The organism is Spirosoma litoris (assembly GCF_054776755.1).
Genome location: NZ_BAAHBI010000055.1, coordinates 66,355 through 87,085 on the forward strand (window position 1 = coordinate 66,355; position 20,731 = coordinate 87,085).

The 20,731-nt window shown below is 46.6% G+C and carries 12 protein-coding genes; 11 read left to right on the top strand and 1 reads right to left on the bottom strand.

Annotated features, from left to right (window positions below):
* The first annotated feature begins 224 nt into the window (after window positions 1-224).
* The 11 genes from ACYVGR_RS28910 to ACYVGR_RS28960 all read left to right on the top strand — a co-directional run bounded on the left by ACYVGR_RS28910 (window position 225) and on the right by ACYVGR_RS28960 (window position 19,441).
* Window positions 225-560: a PadR family transcriptional regulator gene (locus ACYVGR_RS28910; protein WP_182462884.1), complete on the top strand. Its 336-nt coding sequence runs from the start codon at window positions 225-227 to the stop codon at window positions 558-560.
* A gap of 16 nt (window positions 561-576) precedes the next feature.
* Window positions 577-3,222 carry an ABC transporter permease gene (locus tag ACYVGR_RS28915; protein WP_460963396.1) on the top strand — a complete coding sequence of 882 codons (2,646 nt, stop codon included), beginning with the start codon at window positions 577-579 and terminating at the stop codon, window positions 3,220-3,222.
* Between the two features lies 1 nt (window position 3,223).
* Window positions 3,224-5,947, top strand: a complete 2,724-nt coding sequence (locus ACYVGR_RS28920; RefSeq protein ID WP_460963398.1) for an ABC transporter permease — start codon at window positions 3,224-3,226, stop codon at window positions 5,945-5,947.
* Between the two features lie 96 nt (window positions 5,948-6,043).
* Window positions 6,044-8,644 carry an ABC transporter permease gene (locus ACYVGR_RS28925; protein ID WP_460963400.1) on the top strand — a complete coding sequence of 867 codons (2,601 nt, stop codon included), beginning with the start codon at window positions 6,044-6,046 and terminating at the stop codon, window positions 8,642-8,644.
* Between the two features lie 80 nt (window positions 8,645-8,724).
* Window positions 8,725-11,418 (top strand): ABC transporter permease, encoded by a 2,694-nt coding sequence (locus ACYVGR_RS28930; protein WP_460963402.1) that lies wholly within the window; start codon window positions 8,725-8,727, stop codon window positions 11,416-11,418.
* A gap of 86 nt (window positions 11,419-11,504) precedes the next feature.
* On the top strand, window positions 11,505-14,153 hold the full coding sequence (locus ACYVGR_RS28935; RefSeq protein WP_460963404.1) for an ABC transporter permease: 2,649 nt from the start codon (window positions 11,505-11,507) through the stop codon (window positions 14,151-14,153).
* A gap of 102 nt (window positions 14,154-14,255) precedes the next feature.
* Entirely contained in the window at window positions 14,256-14,750 is a 495-nt protein-coding gene (locus ACYVGR_RS28940; RefSeq protein ID WP_460963406.1) for a hypothetical protein, read from the top strand.
* Window positions 14,751-14,773: 23 nt separating this feature from the next.
* The gene (locus ACYVGR_RS28945; protein ID WP_460963408.1) at window positions 14,774-15,451 is read left to right on the top strand and encodes a helix-turn-helix domain-containing protein; all 678 of its coding nucleotides are present in this window, start codon (window positions 14,774-14,776) and stop codon (window positions 15,449-15,451) included.
* A gap of 93 nt (window positions 15,452-15,544) precedes the next feature.
* The gene (locus ACYVGR_RS28950; protein ID WP_460963410.1) at window positions 15,545-17,185 is read left to right on the top strand and encodes a sensor histidine kinase; all 1,641 of its coding nucleotides are present in this window, start codon (window positions 15,545-15,547) and stop codon (window positions 17,183-17,185) included.
* 91 nt (window positions 17,186-17,276) lie between these two features.
* Window positions 17,277-18,749, top strand: a complete 1,473-nt coding sequence (locus ACYVGR_RS28955) for a serine hydrolase domain-containing protein (RefSeq protein ID WP_460963412.1) — start codon at window positions 17,277-17,279, stop codon at window positions 18,747-18,749.
* Window positions 18,746-19,441, top strand: a complete 696-nt coding sequence (locus tag ACYVGR_RS28960; protein WP_460963414.1) for a LytR/AlgR family response regulator transcription factor — start codon at window positions 18,746-18,748, stop codon at window positions 19,439-19,441. Before ACYVGR_RS28955 ends, ACYVGR_RS28960 begins: the two co-directional genes overlap by 4 nt.
* Before the next feature lie 14 nt (window positions 19,442-19,455).
* Here the strand turns inward: ACYVGR_RS28960 and ACYVGR_RS28965 are convergent, their stop codons facing one another.
* On the bottom strand, window positions 19,456-20,718 hold the full coding sequence (locus tag ACYVGR_RS28965) for a DUF1028 domain-containing protein (protein WP_460963416.1): 1,263 nt from the start codon (window positions 20,716-20,718) through the stop codon (window positions 19,456-19,458).
* Window positions 20,719-20,731 lie beyond the last annotated feature (13 nt).

Below are 20,731 nucleotides of genomic sequence, written 5' to 3' on the forward strand. Positions count from 1 at the left end.
TGACTTGGAGTATTTTGTCCCAACTTACCCTCACCCAACTTTTTCAAAAAAACTTGTCCAGATGCGTACACCTTTTGTCCAGAAACGGACAATGTTCTCCCGCGGTTTGACAGCCAAAAGGCCATTTTAAGACTAATGAGGCTGATTTTTAGTTTTGGCCGATCATTTGATATACAGAAATGGAGGAAATAAGGTTCTGGCTTCAATAATCCCACTTTCGGTTCATGCGACGTAGCGATTTAGGCGAGTTTGAAGAGGTTGTGTTACTAGCTGTAGCGGCCCTTTCTCCCAAAGCATATTCGGTGGTAATTGCCGAAGAGCTTGAGCAGGAAACGGGTAATTCGGTCAGCACGGGAGCCGTGCATGCTGCGCTGCAACGATTGGAGCAAAAAGGCTATGTCTCGTCCTTTCTGGGCGAAGCGACGGCCGAGCGGGGAGGACGCCGGAAGCGACTGTTCACGGTTACCGCTTTGGGTGGTCGAATTCTACAGGAAGTACGGGCTGTCCGTAATCGGCTTTGGGAGCGCATCGACTCGCATCTGTTATTGGATTGGCAGTAATAACTCCAGATCAGTTATGCAGCCTGAGAAGCCAACTTTTAGAGAGCCGCCCAAATGGATTATCTGGTTCATTGAGCGGTTATGCGCTCCGCACTTACGCGAGGAAGTGCTGGGTGATTTGTATGAGCGCTATGCCTTACAAGTAGCACAATGGGGCGAAGCCAAAGCCCGACGTCGGTATTGGCGCGAGGTATTGGCCTATATGCGGCCTTCTATTCTAGCGCGTGAATCAAGCGAATATTCTACTCCAACAAATACAGATATGTTACGGAATTATCTGAAAATCGCCTTTAGGACCCTTGTCAAAAATAAGGGATATTCGTTCATCAACATTGGTGGGCTGGCGGTGGGTATGGCAGTAGCCATGCTGATTGGCCTATGGATTTACGATGAATTGTCGTACGAAAAATCGTTTCCGAACTATGACCGAATTGCGCAGGTTATGCAGCATCAAACGGCTAATGGTGAGGTATTTACAGGCTCTGGGCTCCCCATTCCGTTGGCTAATGAACTTCGTGGGGCTTATGGCGATGAGCAAGCTGGTGGGCCGTTTAAGTATATTCTGCTTTCCTCCTGGACAGAAGGCCACACGTTGTCGTTTGGCGAAAAGAAACTATGGAAAACGGGCAATTATATAGAGCCTGAAGCGCCCGAAATGCTTTCGTTGACCATGCGACGAGGGACAAGGGCTGCCTTACGCGAACCGTATTCCATCATGATTAATGAATCGGTGGCTACTGCCTTGTTTGGAAGCAGCAATCCGATGGGAAAAATCATTAAGATTGACAACCAGATTGCGGTAAAGGTGGCGGGGGTTTATGCTAATTTACCCTACAATACACGTTTCAGTAATCTCGATTATCTGGTTCCCTGGCAGGTAAATGTAGCGGTGCGCGACTGGGTAAAAAGATCACAAGAAAAATGGGATAATAACTCCTTCCAGATCTTTGTCCAACTCGCCGATCATGCTGACATGGCGGCTGTTTCGGAAAAAATCAAGGAGGCAAAGCAAAGACACATCAACGTGGCACTTGATAAAAGCAAACCCGAGATTTTCCTCCAGCCAATGAGTCAATGGCATTTGTATTCGGAGTTTAAAGACGGGGTAAATACCGGCGGTCGCATTCAGTTTGTCTGGTTATTTGGGATTATCGGGGCGTTTGTTCTGCTCCTGGCCTGCATCAATTTTATGAATCTCTCGACGGCGCGCTCCGAAAAACGGGCGAAGGAAGTTGGGATTCGAAAAGCGATTGGGTCTGTTCGTAGTCAACTGATTAGCCAGTTTTTTAGTGAATCGTTTCTGGTCGTTTACCTCGCGTTTTGCATTGCATTGCTAATGAGTCAATTCGCGTTACCTTTTTTCAATGAGGTGGCTGAGAAGCAAATGACCTTTCCCTGGACGGTTTCGGAGTTCTGGCTGTGCAGCATCGGGTTTCCCCTATTCACCGGACTAGTTGCGGGGAGCTATCCAGCCTTGTATTTATCGTCGTTTCAATCGGTAAAAATTTTAAAGGGCACTTTCAAGGTGGGTCGGTTTGCGGCTGTTCCCCGTCAGGTATTGGTGGTTGTTCAATTCACGGTGTCTGTCGCCCTGATTATTGGCACCATCATCGTGTTTCGGCAGATTCAGTTCGCTAAAGATCGACCAATTGGCTATAGTCGAAACGGCCTTTTATATGTCCAAACGACCACCCCCGACATTCACAATCACCTTGATGCTTTCCGAAACGATTTGCTGGCATCGGGAGCGGTAACGGAAATTGCGGAGTCCGAAAGTCCGCTAACGGGCGTCTGGAATGTGAATAGTGGGTTTGACTGGGATGGAAAAGCTCCTGATCAATCGCCTGATTTTGCGGTTGTTGGTGTGTCGCACGGGTTTGGGAAAACGGTTGGCTGGCAGTTTAAAGAGGGCCGCGACTTCTCGAAAAACTTTGGTACCGATTCAATGGGTATGGTTCTGAACGAAGCCGCCGTGAAATTTATGGGCTTGAAAGATCCGATTGGGAAAACGATCAGAGAGGGTGATTTGCGGTATAAAATAATCGGCGTTATCGACGATATGGTGATGGAGTCGCCCTATGAACCAGCCCGACAAACGCTGTTTTATCTCGGAAATTTCCCCAGCAGCTTTATAAATATCCGCATTAACCCAGGTATAAGTGCCAGCGACGCCGTGAGTAAGATCGGGGCTGTTTTTCAGAAATACGACCCAGCTTCGCCGTTCAACTACAAATTTGCCGATCAGGAATATGCGAGGAAGTTTGCGGCCGAAGAGAACATAGGTACGTTAGCGTCGTTTTTCGCCACGCTGGCCATTTTTATCTCGTGCCTGGGTTTGTTTGGACTCGCTTCGTTCGTTGCCGAACAGCGGACCAAAGAGATTGGTGTTCGGAAAGTACTGGGCGCATCGGTGTTCAGTCTGTGGGGATTGCTCTCGAAAGACTTTGTGTTGCTGGTCATTATTGCCTTTGGAATTGCCACGCCCATTGCCTGGTATTACCTGGATAGCTGGCTTCAGAAGTACGAATACCGAACCGAACTCTCCTGGTGGGTTTTTGCCGCATCGGGTGCGGGTGCCCTCTTGGTTACGCTGCTAACGGTGAGTTTCCAAAGTGTAAAAGCGGCTTTAATGGACCCCGTTAAATCGCTACGATCTGAATAGCATGGAGCAGGGTGCATGGTGCGGGAAACACTTGCTCTACGCTTCTTGCCTTTCCCTGCTCCGCGCTCCCTGCACCACGCACCACGCTATGAACCCACCCCGCCTAGCTAACCGCCTGCTCAACTGGTTCTGCGCTCCTCATCTTCGGGAAGAGGTGCTGGGGGATATGCATGAGCGCTATGAATTGTGGGTAGCGCGGGAGGGGGAGACCCAAGCCCGATGGCGTTATTGGCGGGAAGTGCTGGCTTATGTACGGCCTACAATTATTAAGAGACAATCAAATCAGTATCCAAATCCATCAATGACTGATATGTTCCGAAACTACGTTACAATCGCCTGGCGAAGCCTGCTTACGAATAAGGCATTTTCGCTTATTAATATTTTTGGATTAGCCATTGGCTTAAGCTGTTTTATGCTGATTGCTGTATTTGTTTATACCGAATTGACGTATGATACGTATTCGAAAAATGCCAGCAATATATATCGACTGAACATTTCTGTTATGGGGAATGGAAATGCAGAAGTTTACCCAAATGTAGACTCAGGCGTTGGTGAAGGAATTAAGCATGAGTTTCCCGAAGTAAAGTCATCGACAAGGCTGCTTCCCGCCAGCGATTATATACAATACAAAGACAATCAATTTAAAGAACAACATCTTGCTTTCGCTGACCCGAATTTTCTACAATTATTTTCTATTCCAATGATTGAAGGAAATAGTGCTGATGCGCTTGTTGCCCCAGCTAGTATTGTTTTGTCGAAAGAATTTGCTACTAAATATTTTGGTCACGAAGATCCCATTGGAAAATCTATTGCAGTTGGTGCGCAGCGAACGGCTTATAAAGTGACGGGAATATTCGATAAAATTCCTGATAACTCACACTTTCATTATGATGCATTTTTAAGTTTGTCTACGCGCCATATTTTAAATCCAACCTGGAGCAATGTGGGTTTTTATACCTACCTGGAATTAAACAATAAAGTAGATCCAAAAAAACTGGAAGCTAAATTTCCACAACTGGTGGCAAAATATGTGGTTCCGGAAGTACAGCGCGACATGGGCGTTAGTCTGGCAGAAGCCCAAAAGTCTGTCGATACATTTCGTTTCTTACTCCAACCCCTCACCGATATTCACCTGTACTCGAACACGAAGTATGAATTAGAGCCTAATGGCGATATAAAATATGTCTATATTTTTTCTGCACTGGGCCTCTTTATCCTATTACTAGCCTGTGTAAATTTCACCAACCTTTCTACCGCACAGGCCGCAAAACGAGCGCGGGAAGTTGGCGTTCGTAAAGTGATGGGGTCCGTAAAAACGCAGATAATAAGCCAGTTTCTGACAGAATCAGTATTGCTCACTTTTTTTGCAATGGTGGTAGCTTATCTACTCATTATCCTATTCTTGCCTTATTTCAATCAGATTGCCAACAGGACGATTGGATTCTCCTTTTTTCTGAAATATCAAGCAGTCCTTATCTTATTTATCGTTAGTTTTTTGTCAGGTATACTTGCCGGTATATATCCCGCTTTTTTCCTGTCTTCATTTTCAATTATTAAAACGCTAAAAGGAACATTACTGGCAAAAAGCCCACAGAAAAAGTCATTGCATAGTGGCCTGATTGTCTTTCAATTTTCTATATCGACTATTCTACTAATTGCCACCATTGTTGTCTATAAACAGCTGCAATATATGCAGACAAAAAAGCTTGGGTATGATAAAGATCAGCTTGTTGCTTTGCCCGATACTCGTTTATTAGCGAATAATCAGGTTGCTTTTAAAGATCAACTTTTACAGAATAGCCGGGTGCTGGCGGCTACTAACTCCAGATTTTTTCCGGGTGGTGAAATGATGGACGGAACCCAGGTCTACCCTAAGAATGAAACCGCTAATGGTGCCGAAATTCACATGAATATTTTTCATGTCGACTACGATTATATCCGAACATTAGGTATTCAATTGCTACGGGGACGAAATTTCTCGAAAGACTTTCCGACAGACTCTATTTCTGGCGTCATTATTAACGAATCGGCTGTTCGCGAATTGGGTTGGAATCACGTCAATCCAATTGGCCGATCGATGGTCAGATCTGGCCAGCAAGAATACAAAGTCATTGGTGTTGTTAAGGATTTCAACTACGTATCTGTAAAACAGAAGGTGGCACCGCTTATGATGATGATGGGGCGAAATTTTGGGGGGATCGTCATAAAAATAAAAACCACGGATGTAAACGGATTCCTCAGTGATTTGAAAAATCAATGGGATGCGTTTAACCCAAATGGACCTCTTGAATACCGATTCCTGGATGACCAGTTCGCGTCTTTTTACGCCAGTGAGAAACGCACTCAACAGTTATTTTCTGTTTTTGCGCTATTAGCTGTTGTGATCGCCAGTCTGGGATTGTTTGCTCTTTCGGCCTTTGTCATTGAGCGACGGACCAAAGAAATCGGTGTGCGTAAAGTTATGGGAGCCTCTGTTCCGAGTATTACCCAATTGCTCATCAAAGACTTTGTGAAACTGGTGCTCATTGCCATCCTGATTGCGTGCCCGCTGGCCTGGTATGCGATGAATCAATGGTTACAGGATTTCGCCTATAAGATCGAGGTCGAATGGTGGATGCTTGCCTTGGCTGGCCTGTTTGCCATTGGCGTAGCCTTACTAACGGTAAGTTATCAAAGTGTGAAAGCGGCTTTAATGGACCCCGTTAAATCGTTACGATCTGAATAGCATGGAGCAGGGTGCATGGTGCGGGGAAACACTTGCTTTACGCTTCTTGCCTTTCCCTGCTCCGCGCTCCCTGCACCAAGCACCCTGCACCACGCTATGAACCCACCCCGCTTAGCCGACCGCCTGCTGAACTGGCTCATTGCTCCGCACCTGCGCGAGGAGGTGTTGGGTGATGTACATGAACGTTTTGCCCGGCGGGTGAAACAACGGGGAGAGGCCCGCGCCAAACGACGCCACTGGCTGGATGTGCTGGCCTATGTACGACCCGAATTTATTCGAAGACAACCCGACCAATACCCTCAACCAACCAATACAACCATGCTACGGAATTACCTGAAAATTGCCCGACGTACGCTAACGCGTCAAAAATCGTATTCGCTCATCAATGTACTAGGCCTTGCGCTTGGTATGGGCTGCGGGATACTAATCTTTATGTTTGTCAATTACCATCTGAGCTTTGATACGTTTCAGCCGGATGCTGATCGGGTATACCGGGTAATATCTGAAATGCCTAAAGACCAGGATAATCAAATTGGTGCGGTTCCGGCTCCTTTGGGGCAGGCTTTACGACAAGACTACCCTTTCTTTGATAAAGTGGGCCGAGTCGTTGGGTTCGGTGGTTTGATTTCCCTGCCTTCGTCGAAAGACAATAAGAAGTTTAAGGAGCCCAACGGAGTAGCCTATGCCGAACCCGAATTCTTAGAGATACTAGGCTTACCGCTGGTCAGTGGAGATAAAAAGAAAGTACTGACGGAGCCAAATACAGCAATCATTACGCAGAGCCTGGCCAGTAAGTATTTCGGTAATCAGAATCCTATTGGTCAGCTTATTCGGCTGGATAACAAAACGAACTTTAGCATTACGGGCGTACTAAAAGACCTGCCCGTTAATACGGATCGTCGTCAGGAAATTTATTTATCATACGTGACCCTTAAAGAAACTAATCCCTGGCTAGATACCTGGGGGGGGATTTTTGGAGGTACAAATTGTTTTCTGCTGCTGAAAGCAGGTGAGTCACCGGCTGCTGCAGAGAAAGCGATGGAGAGTCTGAATAAAAAATATTACAGTGAGCAGGATGCGGGTAATTTCTGGTTTAAACTACAACCCCTGTCCGACATCCACGTTAATTCTAAATTGGGCGGTTATGTTACGAAAAGTCAGCTTCTGACGGTATCGTTGATTGGTATTTTTCTGCTGATTATAGCTTGTATTAACTTCATCAATTTAGCAACAGCGCAAGCTTTAAGTCGCTCGAAAGAAATTGGAGTCAGAAAGGTGCTGGGGAGTTTGAGAACACAACTCTTTAAGCAGTTTATTACCGAAACGGCTCTGATTGCCGGTTTAGCTTTCGTGATTGCCATCGTCCTGGCGTATGCAGCTTTACCTTATCTGAACCAACTTGTGCATACTCGACTTACGTTCAATCTGTTGAGTGACTATCGGCTACTTACTTTTTTAGTGGTGCTGTTTATTAGTGTTACCTTCATTTCTGGATCATACCCAGGCCTGATTATCAGTGGATTCCAGCCTATTCAGGCGCTTAGAGGAAAACTGTCGAACAAACATGTTGGTAATTTTTCGGTACGACGAGCCCTGGTGGTCACGCAATTTGCTATATCGCAAACGCTCATTATCGGTACAATTGTGATCATGAGTCAAATGCGCTATACCAGTCAGTCAGATATGGGATTCAACAAGGATGCCATCGTTATGCTGCCGGTGCCCGGCCATTTGCCAGCGGAAGTCAGCACCTTTGGGACTCGTCTTTCACAGATTACAGGTGTGAAATCGTTCGCTTTTTGTAATGTCGCACCGGCATCGCCCGACAGTAATTTTGACACAGGTATCCAATATGATTCGCGAACAGAACCCGAAAAGTTTACTATTTATTACAAGGCGGGAGATCCCAATTATGTTGCCACGTTTGGCTTGAAGCTGGTAGCCGGACGTAATTTATACCCATCCGATACGACTCGGGAGTATTTGCTGAACGAAACAGCCGTTAAAAAACTAGGGCTTCGAAATCCTCAACAGGTCCTGGGCAAGACGGCCACTATCAATGGTGTAAAAGGTACCATTGTAGGTGTGTTAAAAGACTTTCACAATAAATCCTTCCGTCGATCTATTGATCCCGTCTGTCTGACAACCAGAGTTGCCAATTATGAAAACTGCGCTGTCAAAATCGGCACCGGTAATTTACCGGCAACCCTTTCCGCCATCGAAAAAATCTGGAATGAAATGTACTCGGCAGACGTGTACTCGTATGAATTTCTGGATAAACAGATTGCTCGATTCTATGAGACAGACAGCCTGATTTTACAATTAATCGAAATTTTTTCAGGCATCGCCATCTTTATCAGCTGCCTTGGTTTATACGGTTTGATATCGTTTATGGCAACTCAGAAGACCAAAGAAATTGGTGTAAGAAAAACATTAGGTGCCAGCTCGGGCCATATTATGTGGCTATTTGGAAAAGAGTTTACCCAATTACTCATCCTTGCTTTTATCATAGCCGCGCCTGTTGGATGGTGGGTTATGAGTCGCTATCTATCAGATTTTCAATATCGAATAGAGTTAGGAGCCGATATCTTTCTGTTAGCGCTTGTTCTCACGTTAATGATCGCCATTCTAACTGTGGGTTACCGTTCCGCAAAAGCCGCGCTGATGAATCCCGTAAAATCGTTACGGTCTGAATAAATGCGCAAGGGGCTCGGGGCAGGGTTTATTCGCTGCATCCCTGTTCCGGACTCCCTGCACCAAGCACCCTGCACCACGCTATGAACCCACCCCGCCTAGCTGACCGCCTGTTGAACTGGTTATGTGCTCCTCATCTTCGGGAAGAGGTGCTTGGAGACCTGCATGAACGCTATGCTCTGCGTGTGGCTCGGGAAGGGGAGACTAAAGCCCGACTGCGCTATTGGCGGGAAGTGCTGGCCTATGTGCGGCCTTCGGTGATTAAACGACAACCAGCGAACAGATGGCCTAGTGAATATCCAGATCCAACAATTACTGATATGTTACGCAATTATTTCAAAATCTCCTTCCGAACCCTGGGCCGGCATAAACTATATACAGCGCTCAATGTAGCTGGGTTGACCCTCGGTATCACTTGTTTTTTGCTGATCGGCTTATACCTCTTCGATGAGCTGACATTCGATCAACAACACAGCCAGGCTAACCGGATTTACCGGGCTATACAGCACAAAAAAACACCTACAGAAGACTTGACGATTGCAGCAGCGAGCTATAAAGTGGCCGAGGCTGCAACGAAAAGTATTGGCGAAATTGAGAAGTCAGCCCGAATTGTCCGAACCGGAAGAGCCAACTTATCGAATCCAGAAAATAAGAACATGTTTCAGGAAACGATTGCGTTTGGGACGCCGGGTTTGTTGGAACTATTTGATTTCGAGACTGTTGATGGGAATGGTAGATCGGCGTTGAACGAGCCAAATTCGATCATCATCGTTGAAGAACTGGCGCAGCGACTTTTCAATACGACTCAGGTTGTTGGCAAAACCGTTGATTTTGAAATCAATAAGCCGCTAAAAATAACGGCTGTTCTGAAAAACCATCCTCGAAATTCGAGTTTCGATTTCAAGGCAATCATTTCTGAAGCGACCATCAGCAGTGATGAGGAATTCACCGAGTGGACAGTTAACTGGGATTCCCAAGCCTTCATGACCTTCTTTCTGCTCAAGGAAAAAGCTAACCCGGAAATTGCGGCCAAAAAAATTACGGATTTGCTCAAGGCCAACGCCAAACTAGAGCCCGGAAACTCCATCAGCTATACGTTGCAACCGCTGGCCGATATCCACCTGTTCTCAGATGCAATTACCGATGGTGCCCGAAACTCGAATGTAGAAGCAATAAGTCAGGGAAGCCTGCTTTATATCAAAATCTTTGCGCTGGTTGCCCTGTTTGTTCTGCTCATTGCCTGCATTAACTACATGAATCTGGCTACAGCCAGAGCGTCTAATCGGTCGAAAGAAATTGGGGTTCGTAAAGCGAGTGGCGCATTCCGGCATCACCTCATCTATCAGTTTCTGACCGAATCGCTGGTTGTAACAGTTATTTCGTTCGTGCTGGCCGTAGGGCTCGTTAATTTGGTGCTGCCTGCCTTCAATGAGTTTACCCATAAGGAACTTTCGCTGGGTATCCATAGTGATTACCGAATTTGGCTCTACAGCCTTATTGCGCTTTTAGTTACGGGTTTATTGTCAGGAAGTTACCCGGCGTTTCTGTTGTCTGGATTCAGTCCGCTTTTATTGCTCAAGAACCTTAAACTTCAGAATAGAGGGGATTTGTCGTTGCGAAAAGGGCTGGTCGTTTTTCAATTTACGATATCGGTAGTCATGATGATTGCCACCATCGTGCTGTTCCAGCAGGTTCAGTTTGCGAACAATAAAAATCTGGGTTTCAATAAAAAATTACTGCTGGTGGTGGATATCAACAGTGGTAAAGTGCGCCGTAGCGCCGAAACCATTAAAACAGAATTTAGTCGTATTCCGGGCGTCAATCAGGTGTCCGTTACGTCCAGAGTACCGGGTGAGTGGAAGGTTATTCCAACGGTTCAGGTTAAAACGCCGGAAAGCACCAATGAGCCTAAAGTTGCTTACTGGATTGGGGCCGACGAAAATTTTGCTAAAACCTTTGAGATTCAACTGCTGGCGGGTCGAAATTTTAAGGGAATGGATGATTCTACCTCCGTCATTCTCAATGAATCGGCGGCTAAGCTGCTCAATATTAAAGAAGTATCGGGTCAACAAATAGACATTCCTTCCCGAGCGATGGGCGGGAGTTATAGACCGCTGAATAAGGAAAATCAGCCCTTTCATGCACGCGTAATTGGCATTGTAAAGGATTTCCATTTTCAATCGCTTCGCGAAAAAATTGCCCCGATGGTTTTGGCCTATCAGCGAAATCCGGTACATAACATCGATTATTTTACCGCTCGAATTGAAGGCAAGGATATTCCGGCAACGTTAGCCCAAATGGCTGATGTTCTGGCTAAAATTGACCCCACACATTTGCTGGAATATCATTTTCTGGATGAACAGTTAGCACGCTTTTATGCGGAAGATCAACGGCGGGAAACGCTGCTGATCTGGGTGGCCCTGATTACAATTTTCATTGCCTGTCTGGGTCTGTTTGGTCTGGCAACCTATGCCGCTGAACAGCGCATCAAAGAAATTGGGGTGCGTAAAGTACTGGGAGCGGGAGTGATGAATCTGACGGTTCTACTCTCAAAAGATTTCCTGAAACTGGTTTTAATCGCCAATGGCATTGCCTTTCCGGTAGCCTGGTGGGCTACCAATAAATGGTTGAATGAATTTGCGTATCACATTCAGGTTGAGTGGTGGGTATTTGTGCTTGCGGGTATTCTGGCGCTAGCCATTGCTCTGACAACCGTTAGCTATCAGGCAATTAAAGCCGCTTTGGTGAATCCGGTGAAATCGTTACGATCAGAATAGGGCATGGAGCAGGGTGCACGGAGCGGGGTAGCACCTGCTCCGCGCTCCTTACCCTGCCCCGTGCCCCGCGCTCCCTGCACCCTGCTATGAAACCACCTCGCTTCGCTACCCGCCTGCTCAATTGGTTCTGCGCCCCTCACCTTCGGGAAGAGGTGCTTGGCGACCTGCACGAACGCTATGAGTTGTGGGTAGTGCAAGGAGGAGAACACAGCGCCCGACGGCGCTACTGGCGGGAGGTGTTGGCCTACGTACGACCCTCAATTATAAAACGACAAGCTAATAAGTACCCAACCCTAACCACTACAGCCATGCTACGGAATTATTTAAAAATTGCGTTTCGAACCCTGGTCAAGCACAAAGGCTACTCGTTTATCAATATTGGCGGCCTCGCCGTGGGTATGGCGGTGGCCATGCTCATTGGACTCTGGGTACATGATGAATTATCGTTCAATACGTACCATAAAAACTACAGTCGTATTGCGCAGATCATGCAAAATCAGGTGGTACATGGGGAGATTCAGACCTCTCAGTCGTTACCCTATCCATTCATTCATGAATTAACAACTAATTACAAACGTCACTTTAAACATATTGTAACAGCTACGCACCCAGGTGATTATATCCTGTCTGCTGGAAATAAGAAGCTCTCGAAAAAAGGACAATATATTGGTGCCGAGGCTCCCGAAATGTTTACGTTACACATGCTCAAGGGAACCTGGGCAGGATTACAAGACCAACATTCCATTTTACTGTCGGCATCCACGGCCAAAGCGCTGTTTGGGGAAGTCGACCCTATTGGTAAACTGGTGAAGATCAACACAGACAAAAATGTGAGCGTAACGGGTATTTACGAGGATTTACCCCAAAATACGCAACTTCATGACGCTCAGTTTCTAGCTTCCTGGGATTACTTTGTGGCGACAAATGCCTACATGAGAGAGAAGAAATGGGATAACCACGCGCTATATATTTATGTAGAGATTCAACCAAATACCGACTTCGATAAGGTTACGGCCAGTATAAAAGACTCGGAACTGAATGTGATCAAGCACCTGGAGAGCATGAAGGAAGAGGCTGCTACAAAGCCGCAAATGTGGTTGAATCCCATGTACAACTGGCATTTATACTCCGATTTTAAAAACGGAATTGTCAGTGATGGCCCTATTCAATACGTATGGCTGGTGGGCATGATTGGCTTTTTTGTTTTATTGCTGGCCTGCATCAATTTCATGAATCTCTCGACTGCCCGCTCTGAGCAACGAGCCAGAGAAGTTGGGGTTCGGAAAGCGATTGGCTCGCTTCGAATTCAATTGATTGGTCAGTTTTTTAGCGAGTCCTTTCTGGTTGTTTTTCTGGCTTTTCTGCTAGCCATTATGTTCGTTACAACCTTCTTGCCGTGGTTCAATGATCTGGCTGCCAAACAGATGAATATCCCTTGGGAGAATGGGTTCTTCTGGCTGTTTTGTCTTGGCTTTATGCTGCTGACTGGGTTGCTGGCAGGTAGTTATCCAGCTTTCTATCTAACATCCTTCCAGCCGGTTAAGGTGCTGAAAGGAGCTGGATTGGCAAAGGTGCAGCGGGGCCGTTTGGCAGGCTTACCTCGTAAAGTACTGGTTAGTACACAATTCGCGGTTTCCATTTCGCTGATCATCTGTACGTTAGTCATTTACCGCCAGATTCAGTTTGCGAAAAATCGTCCGGTTGGTTATTCGCGGGACGGCCTGTTGATGGTGCCAATGCAATCAGACGATTTTTATGGCAAAACCGACTTGTTACGTACTGAATTGAGAAATACAGGAGCCGTAACCGAAGTCGCCGAATCGCAAAGCCCGATTACGGGCGTATGGTCGTCCAATGATGGCTTTTGGTGGAAAGGTCAATCCGCTCCATCGACCGACCAATTTGCCACCTTATCCATTACGCCCGAATACGCCCAAACTGTTGGCTGGCAATTTGTAGCGGGGCGCAATTTTTCGAAGGAGTTTGCTTCTGATTCCAGTGGGTTTGTTATCAATGAAACAGCCGCTAAACGAATGGGTTTGCTGAAGCCTGTAGGCGAAACGATTCACTGGAAAAGCCAATGGATGACGAACAATATAGAAAAGCAATATCGAATAATTGGAGTGGTGAAAGACATGGTCATGGAGTCGCCATTTCAGCCGATCAAGCCCACTGTTTTTTGTATGTTTGGAAATCCCAACTGGATCAATATCAGGCTGAACCCATCCATAAGTACCAGCGATGCGTTGCCAAAAATCGAAGCGGTCTTTAAAAAGCTCATCCCATCCGCCCCCTTCGACTACAAGTTTGCGGATGATGAATATGCAGCTAAGTTTCGCACAGAAGAGCGGATAGGAAAGCTGACTTCGTTCTTCGCCATACTAGCCATTTTTATCAGTTGCCTGGGTCTGTTCGGACTGGCCTCGTACATGGCCGAGCAGCGAACCAAAGAGATTGGTGTTCGGAAAGTATTAGGGGCGTCTGTCCTGAATTTGTGGGGCATGTTATCGAAAGATTTCGTTGTGTTGGTCTGTATTGGATTCGGAATCGCAACGCCCATCGCGTACTATTTTCTCCATAACTGGCTCCAGAAATACCAATATCGAACAGAGATTTCGTGGTGGATTTTTGCCGCATCAGGTGCGGGTGCTCTGCTCATTACCTTGCTAACGGTGAGTTTCCAAAGCGTCAAAGCTGCCTTAATGAATCCGGTTAAATCGTTACGAAGTGAGTAGACTGGCGTTAATATGCCATTTGTCCACCTATTCCAGCCATTTATAGGATAAATGCCCTGTTGCCCTCCACTACTTTTGCCCAACAAAAGAGCAAGATTGGAAATGGCAAATATCCTGAAAAAAGCAGTGTCGGGCCTGCTGGAGAAAATGTTCACGCCGGCCAAAGTAATAGCCGTTCGTGCCTGGCAACCGGCTACGATGTATGAAATTGATATACATCTGCCAACCATCGATATGGCAAAATGGAATACGATAAAGCGATTAAAATGCCGGGTGGGCGAATTAGCGTACCGGGATTATACGCCTGCTTTGTGGAATGCCGAAAAAAAGGTGTGCACTATGTATATCGAGGCCGGTCATAATGGAGCCGGGGGCCGCTGGGTTCAGCAACTAAAAGAGGGCGATGAAATTCTGGTAGGTGAGGCACATGCGGCCCAATTGCCAGCTAAAGAAGGGAACGTGTTATGTCTTGCCGACGGCAGTGCACTAGGTCATTTTTTAGGGCTTAAGCAGTTGACAACTAGAGAAAACTATCCGATAGAGGCTGCTGTTTTTTTACACGATAATTATCAATTTTTGTTGAAAAAGGCCACCTGAATTTTAGCGTCGATTTTCAGAATTTGGATATCTATCCTTCTTCCCTGTTAGTATCCTGCCCTGGACAAGTTCATCAAACCAAGTTTGCCAACGATGTAGAAGGCTGGGGCATTGCATTTGATGCCAAATTGATTGATGAAAACGCGAGAATCATTTTTGAGCAGTCGTTCGCACAAGCCGCTTTACTTCAGTTGACTGATGCTGATACAAACTGGTTCTCCACGATGTTTAATCTAATTAACTCGGCTGTTCACGAGAAACAATCAATAGGTTTTCATAATCAGCTCATCCAGGCGCTGACAAACTCGTTTTTCTATAAAGCCGCCATTATTTTTCAGGCGCAGGAAAAGGAGCGGATTCAGGCCTACTCGTCACGGAATGTCGAGATTTTGAAAACGTTTCATCTGCTTGTGAAAGAGCATGTTATTGTACTTAAAAAGCCCGCTGACTATGCGTCGAAAATGAATATTACGGTGAGCTATCTGAATGATACGGTAAAGTCGTTAACGGGCTTTTCCTCAACCTACTTTATACAGCAAGAGGTTGTTCGTAAAGCGCAGCGATTATTAGTGTACACGACGAAAAGTGTTAAAGAAATAGCTTTTCAATTGGGCTACGAAGATTATAAGTATTTTATCAGACTGTTTGGGAAAACAATAGGGACATCGCCCGCTGATTTTAGACGGAAAAATACCGCATAATGGCGATTCAACCCATTTTTTAACCAGTTCACCCCATTTCCTCCTCTCGCTTGTTTGCGTCCCCTAGTTTTGGTCAAAAAATCAACCAAACCTATGCGGGACGTTCAACTTATTCGGCGCTATGAGCTTTATTTCGTACTAAGCGCAGCGGTTGTTTATGTCATTCGTCGATTGATCAGAGAAGTGGATCGAATTGATTATATGGTAGAAATGGCCCTGCGTCATCGGGTTCCTTCGTCGGTTGTCTGGCGAAATCTTAACCTGTACGACCACACGCTGAACAACAATGTTCCGTTGATTGCAGGCGTCTGTTTATTAGTAGGTGCCTGGTATGTGTTTCATAATCTGGCGTACCCGCTCATTAACGATCGCACCAATGACCAACAAGCGATTATCTATCTGGTAATTGCTGGTTTGTTGCTACTGGCGAGTACGTTTATTTACTATTATTTCAAGTTACAGGTTCGTTTTCAGCAAGATGGCGTTGGCGATATCATCGGCCTGAAGGTGTATTCGCTGTTTCGCAAGAGGACAGTTTTGGCTGAGGCAATTGGATTCGGTATTGTGTTTGGCATGTACGAAATCGGATTTCAGTATTATCAGTATCTGGTTCGCAAAATTGGGCAGGAGTCAGAATCGCATTTCCGCACTGTCAGCTACCTGTTAGCTTCTGGGCTGAGTGTACTGGTGCTTAACATGGCGTTTCGGGGAGATGATCCCGGAGTTTTATGGCAGCGAGGTACCCGGAGTGCGTTACTGTTTTCAGGAATAACCATTCAAATTCTCTTCCTTCAGGCGTTTTTTTATTCGCACATCCTGCCGCTTCTAAGGGCTTCCTCAACTTCCGAAATATTTAGGGCCGGTCGTATTGCTACCTATATGCTAGTAGTCATGCCGTTTCTAAAGTCTTCAACAACGGAAGTAGCGCTGGCCAGTCGAATTGCTACTTTTCTGCTGTTGATTATTGTTGCCAACATGATTTTGTGGGGAGCCAGTACAGGCTTTCACTACGACAATCGCGACCCAATTCTGCTCATGTTCATTGTGCTGACGGGGGCTGTTTCGATTGCGTTTCTGCGGCAGGCGTTGCAAAAAGAAAAAATTGTACTCCAGACGCAGGTATCGGCCAAATCGGCTGAGTTATCGAGCCTTCAGGCACAGATTAATCCGCACTTTCTGTTTAATGCCCTGAACAGTTTATACGCTACAGCACTAAAAGAAAACAGCGAAAAAACAGCGGATGGTATCCAGAAACTGGGCGACATGATGCGGTTCATGTTGCAGGAAAACAACCGCGACCGGATTCCGCTCGACAAAGAGATCGAATACCTACGAAACTACATCGAAATTCAACGAATGCGCATTGACGAAACGCATCCGATCGAAGTTCGGGTAAATATTCAGGAGCCGAGCCACCCCATTTACCTGGCCCCCATGATGCTGACGCCCTTTGTAGAAAATGCATTCAAACATGGCATCAGCCTCCGGCACCCGTCCTGGATTTACATCACGCTGACTCTGGACGACACCCGGCTGTATTTCAAAGTACACAACTCCCGACACAGCAATCAGAACGAATCCGCCGATCGGCACGATCCCGAAGAAAATCAAGGGGGAGTTGGTCTGGAAAACGTTCGAAAACGATTGGCCTTGATTTATCCCGGTCGCCACCAGCTAGATATTCAGCAATCGGAGCAGGATTATTTTGTATCGCTGACACTGGTTTATTGGTAACAGTAATACGCTGTGGCTACCGTGGTGTCAGGTTCTTCAACCTGACACCACCACTACTATCAGAAATTCAACAACATTCACTCCTTCATCCATGAAATACATCATCACAATCCTTCTTTTACTTTGGCTTATTCCAGTTGTATTCGGGCAAGCACAAACACCGGATCTCGTTCAGAAAATTCAGCAAATCGAAGCGGGGCTAATGCCACCTGTACAATTAATCGGAGAAAATCCTGTTCGTTATACAATTGCCGACCGGATGCGGGTACACCATGTGCCTGCGGTGAGTATTGCCGTCGTGAATAACGGTAAACTGGAATGGGCGAAAGCGTACGGCTATCTGAGCAGCGATAGCTTGCAAAAAGCTACTATCCAAACGCTGTTTCAGGCGGCTTCGATTAGCAAACCGATATCGGCGCTGGGAGCGCTTAAGCTGGTTGAACAGGGTAAGCTACGTCTGGATACCGATATTAACCAATACCTCAAAAACTGGAAACTACCTGTGTCGCGATTTACGGAGCAGAAACCCGTTACATTACGTGGGCTGTTGTCGCACACCGCCGGACTGACGGTTCACGGATTTGGGGGCTATGCGCCGGGAAAAGAGATTCCCTCCGTGGTTCAGATTCTGACGGGCGAAAAACCAGCTAATTCGCCCGCCGTTGTTTCAGATACTATTCCCGGCGTTCGCTGGCGATACTCGGGCGGGGGTTATGTCGTTATGCAACAGGTAGTTGCGGACGTGACGGGCGAAACATTTCCGACCTTCATGCAGAAAAACGTACTGGCACCCATCGGGATGACTCAAAGCACGTACGAGCAGCCACTGCCCGAAGACCGAAAAGCCAAGGCCAGTGTCGCTCATTTCGGGAACGGCAAGCAAATTCCCGGCAACTGGCACATCTATCCCGAAATGGCTCCAGCCGGACTTTGGACAACGCCTTCAGATTTAGCCCGCTATATTATCGAAATCCAACAGTCGTTGCAGGGAAAAGCGAACCATGTCCTATCGGCACAAATGACGCAATTGATGCTGACCAAAGAACTGGGGGCTCATGGTTTAGGGCCTGAAGTAAAGGGCGAAGGCGAGGGACTGGTTTTTAGTCATGGCGGTAGTAATGCAGGCTACAAATGCTTTCTGTATGGGTTTGCCAAAACGGGCCAGGGCGTTGTTATTATGACCAATTCGGATAGTGGTATGGACTTGATTTTTGAGCTGATGCGCAGCGTAGCCAACGCGTATGGCTGGTCTGACTTTAAGCCTGTTATGCGAAAGCTGACTCGGCTATCCCAACAGAAGCTGGAAGCTATGGCTGGAAAATATGGTATAAAAGGGTATCCAAAGCTATTCCTTCAGTTGTCGGTAGCGGACAATGCCTTACGGGTAAAACAGCTGTGGAACAATGTTGAATTTACGCTACAACCCGAATCAGACCTTAATTTTTTTGCCAAAGACGATGGCGGTTCGGTTAACTTTGAAATCGCTGCGGATGGTGCCATTACGGGCCTGGTTGCCTGGGGCCGCGAACACTGGACGAAAGTAAATGAATCTGCCAAGCAATGACCCTGACCGCAATTGCCATCGACGATGAACCTCAGGCACTGGAAGTCATCAAACTCCATGCCGCCAAAGTCCCGTTTCTGGAATTGAAAGCCAGTTTTACCGATGCGTTCGAAGCCATTTCGTGGTTGCAGACGAACCGGGTCGACCTGCTGTTTCTGGATATCAAAATGCCGGATATTTCGGGAGTAGACGTGGTGAAATCCCTGCACAAAGTGCCGATGGTTGTTTTCACCACGGCTTATTCGGATTTTGCTGTGCAGGGGTTTGAACTGGATGCGATCGATTATCTGCTGAAACCATTTTCGTTAGTCCGCTTTCTGAAAGCCTGTACAAAAGCATTGGATATACAGAACTTACGCACTGATAAAGCCTCCGAGTTTTTATTTGTGAAGACGGGTTACGAAGAAGAAAAAGTACTTCTCGACGATATTTTGTACATCGAAGCCGAGGGTAATTATCTGACTTTTATGCTGAAAAATCGGAAACTCCTCAGTCGGCAAACGATGACCGACTTACTCCAAACCTTACCCACCAACCGTTTCGTTCGGGTGCATCGTTCTTACTGCGTCGCTGTTGCTAAAATAGAAAAAATGGCCCGTCAGGAAATTACAGTAGGCGGACAGGCCATTCCCATTGGGGCATCGTACGAAGAGGCACTGGTAACGATACGATCTCGATTGATTGAAAAATAGACTGTGGAATCGTGTCAGAGTGAATTTTGCAAAGCCCGTTTGGCATCGGCGTTTTGAGGATCGAGCTGAAGCGCCCTCTGGTAGCATGCCTTCGCCCTGACCGTGTCATTATTGGCTTTATAGGCGTTTCCTTGCAGGTAGGCAATGGTTGAGGCTTGTGGATAACGTTCTGCCAATTGATTTGCCAGGGTAAGTGCGTCGGAGGATTTTCCAAGATTGAGCGTTTGCTGGATCGCATTCCCCCAATCGTTGACGGTAAATTTAGATTCGTCAATCAACTGCCTGTAAGTTGGGTAGCTACGCAAGTAGTAAAACGCGGATAGATTCTCGCACCAGGCGGGTTCGTGTTGCAAAGCCTCCTGAATAACCGAAAGGGCTTTTTCATCCTGATTCGACAGAATATAAGCCGCAGCAAGCTTGTTATAAATACCATACCACCCCTTTACCAATGTATCGGCCCGTTGCAATAATGACAAGCCACGCTCCCGATTTCCCATACGAAGCTGGGTGATGGCCTGGTTTAAAAAAGGTCGTCCGTTATGATAATTGAGCAGTCGTTGGAGATCATCAAAGGGAGTGTAGGAGTGATCAACCCGAAGATCGATTTGATTGAACCACTCTTCCCGGCTTCCTTTTACGACGAGCGCAGCCGATTGCTTACCATTTATCTGACCACCAGCTTTTTGACCGGCCATAAGGCTGGCAAGCAACCGTTGGGCAAGCGTTCCGGTTGCTTGCTCATAAGTACTGGCCATTTGATTTAAGACGCTGTCGGCCAGTTGGTTCCCCATAACCACATAGCCCTTGCCAAGCCGGTGGGCCGCTTTTCCTTTCATGTAGGTTAGCGAGTGGCCCGTAAATGCATACACATTTCCCTGTTTATCCACGACCGATACTTGCCGATAATCGGATTGGGTGTCTGTTTGACGGGTGAAATCGATGGCTTCCTGAGGTGATTTTCCCTGACTTAATAGCTTTAACCCATTGATGCCATAGTCGGGAAGGGTTTCGGCGATGACAGAAATGGCCCCTACACCGGGCTGGATATAAATTGTTGAATTACCTACGTAAATGTTATTTGTTGCTACGGCAATACCCCACTGCTGAGCTTGAGCGTCATAGGCAGTAATCGAAAACGTACTGTTAAACAGCCGTTCGGTTAATAGACTTGGCAGGTTTTGTGCAGAACCATCCGGCGGAAAGAGCGCGTAAAAACAAGCGACGAAGAGCAGGTGAATTCGTAAACGGGACGGGCAAAATCGTTTCAAAAAAGCCATTTTGAGTGGTTAA

What these genes read in the sequence shown, in the direction of transcription:
- ACYVGR_RS28910 (WP_182462884.1), top strand. Translation starts at nt 225, where the DNA reads ATGCGACGTAGCGATTTAGGCGAGTTTGAAGAGGTTGTGTTACTAGCT.
- ACYVGR_RS28915 (WP_460963396.1), top strand. Translation starts at nt 577, where the DNA reads ATGCAGCCTGAGAAGCCAACTTTTAGAGAGCCGCCCAAATGGATTATC.
- ACYVGR_RS28920 (WP_460963398.1), top strand. Translation starts at nt 3,224, where the DNA reads ATGGAGCAGGGTGCATGGTGCGGGAAACACTTGCTCTACGCTTCTTGC.
- ACYVGR_RS28925 (WP_460963400.1), top strand. Translation starts at nt 6,044, where the DNA reads ATGAACCCACCCCGCTTAGCCGACCGCCTGCTGAACTGGCTCATTGCT.
- ACYVGR_RS28930 (WP_460963402.1), top strand. Translation starts at nt 8,725, where the DNA reads ATGAACCCACCCCGCCTAGCTGACCGCCTGTTGAACTGGTTATGTGCT.
- ACYVGR_RS28935 (WP_460963404.1), top strand. Translation starts at nt 11,505, where the DNA reads ATGAAACCACCTCGCTTCGCTACCCGCCTGCTCAATTGGTTCTGCGCC.
- ACYVGR_RS28940 (WP_460963406.1), top strand. Translation starts at nt 14,256, where the DNA reads ATGGCAAATATCCTGAAAAAAGCAGTGTCGGGCCTGCTGGAGAAAATG.
- ACYVGR_RS28950 (WP_460963410.1), top strand. Translation starts at nt 15,545, where the DNA reads ATGCGGGACGTTCAACTTATTCGGCGCTATGAGCTTTATTTCGTACTA.
- ACYVGR_RS28955 (WP_460963412.1), top strand. Translation starts at nt 17,277, where the DNA reads ATGAAATACATCATCACAATCCTTCTTTTACTTTGGCTTATTCCAGTT.
- ACYVGR_RS28960 (WP_460963414.1), top strand. Translation starts at nt 18,746, where the DNA reads ATGACCCTGACCGCAATTGCCATCGACGATGAACCTCAGGCACTGGAA.
- ACYVGR_RS28965 (WP_460963416.1), bottom strand. Translation starts at nt 20,718, where the DNA reads ATGGCTTTTTTGAAACGATTTTGCCCGTCCCGTTTACGAATTCACCTG.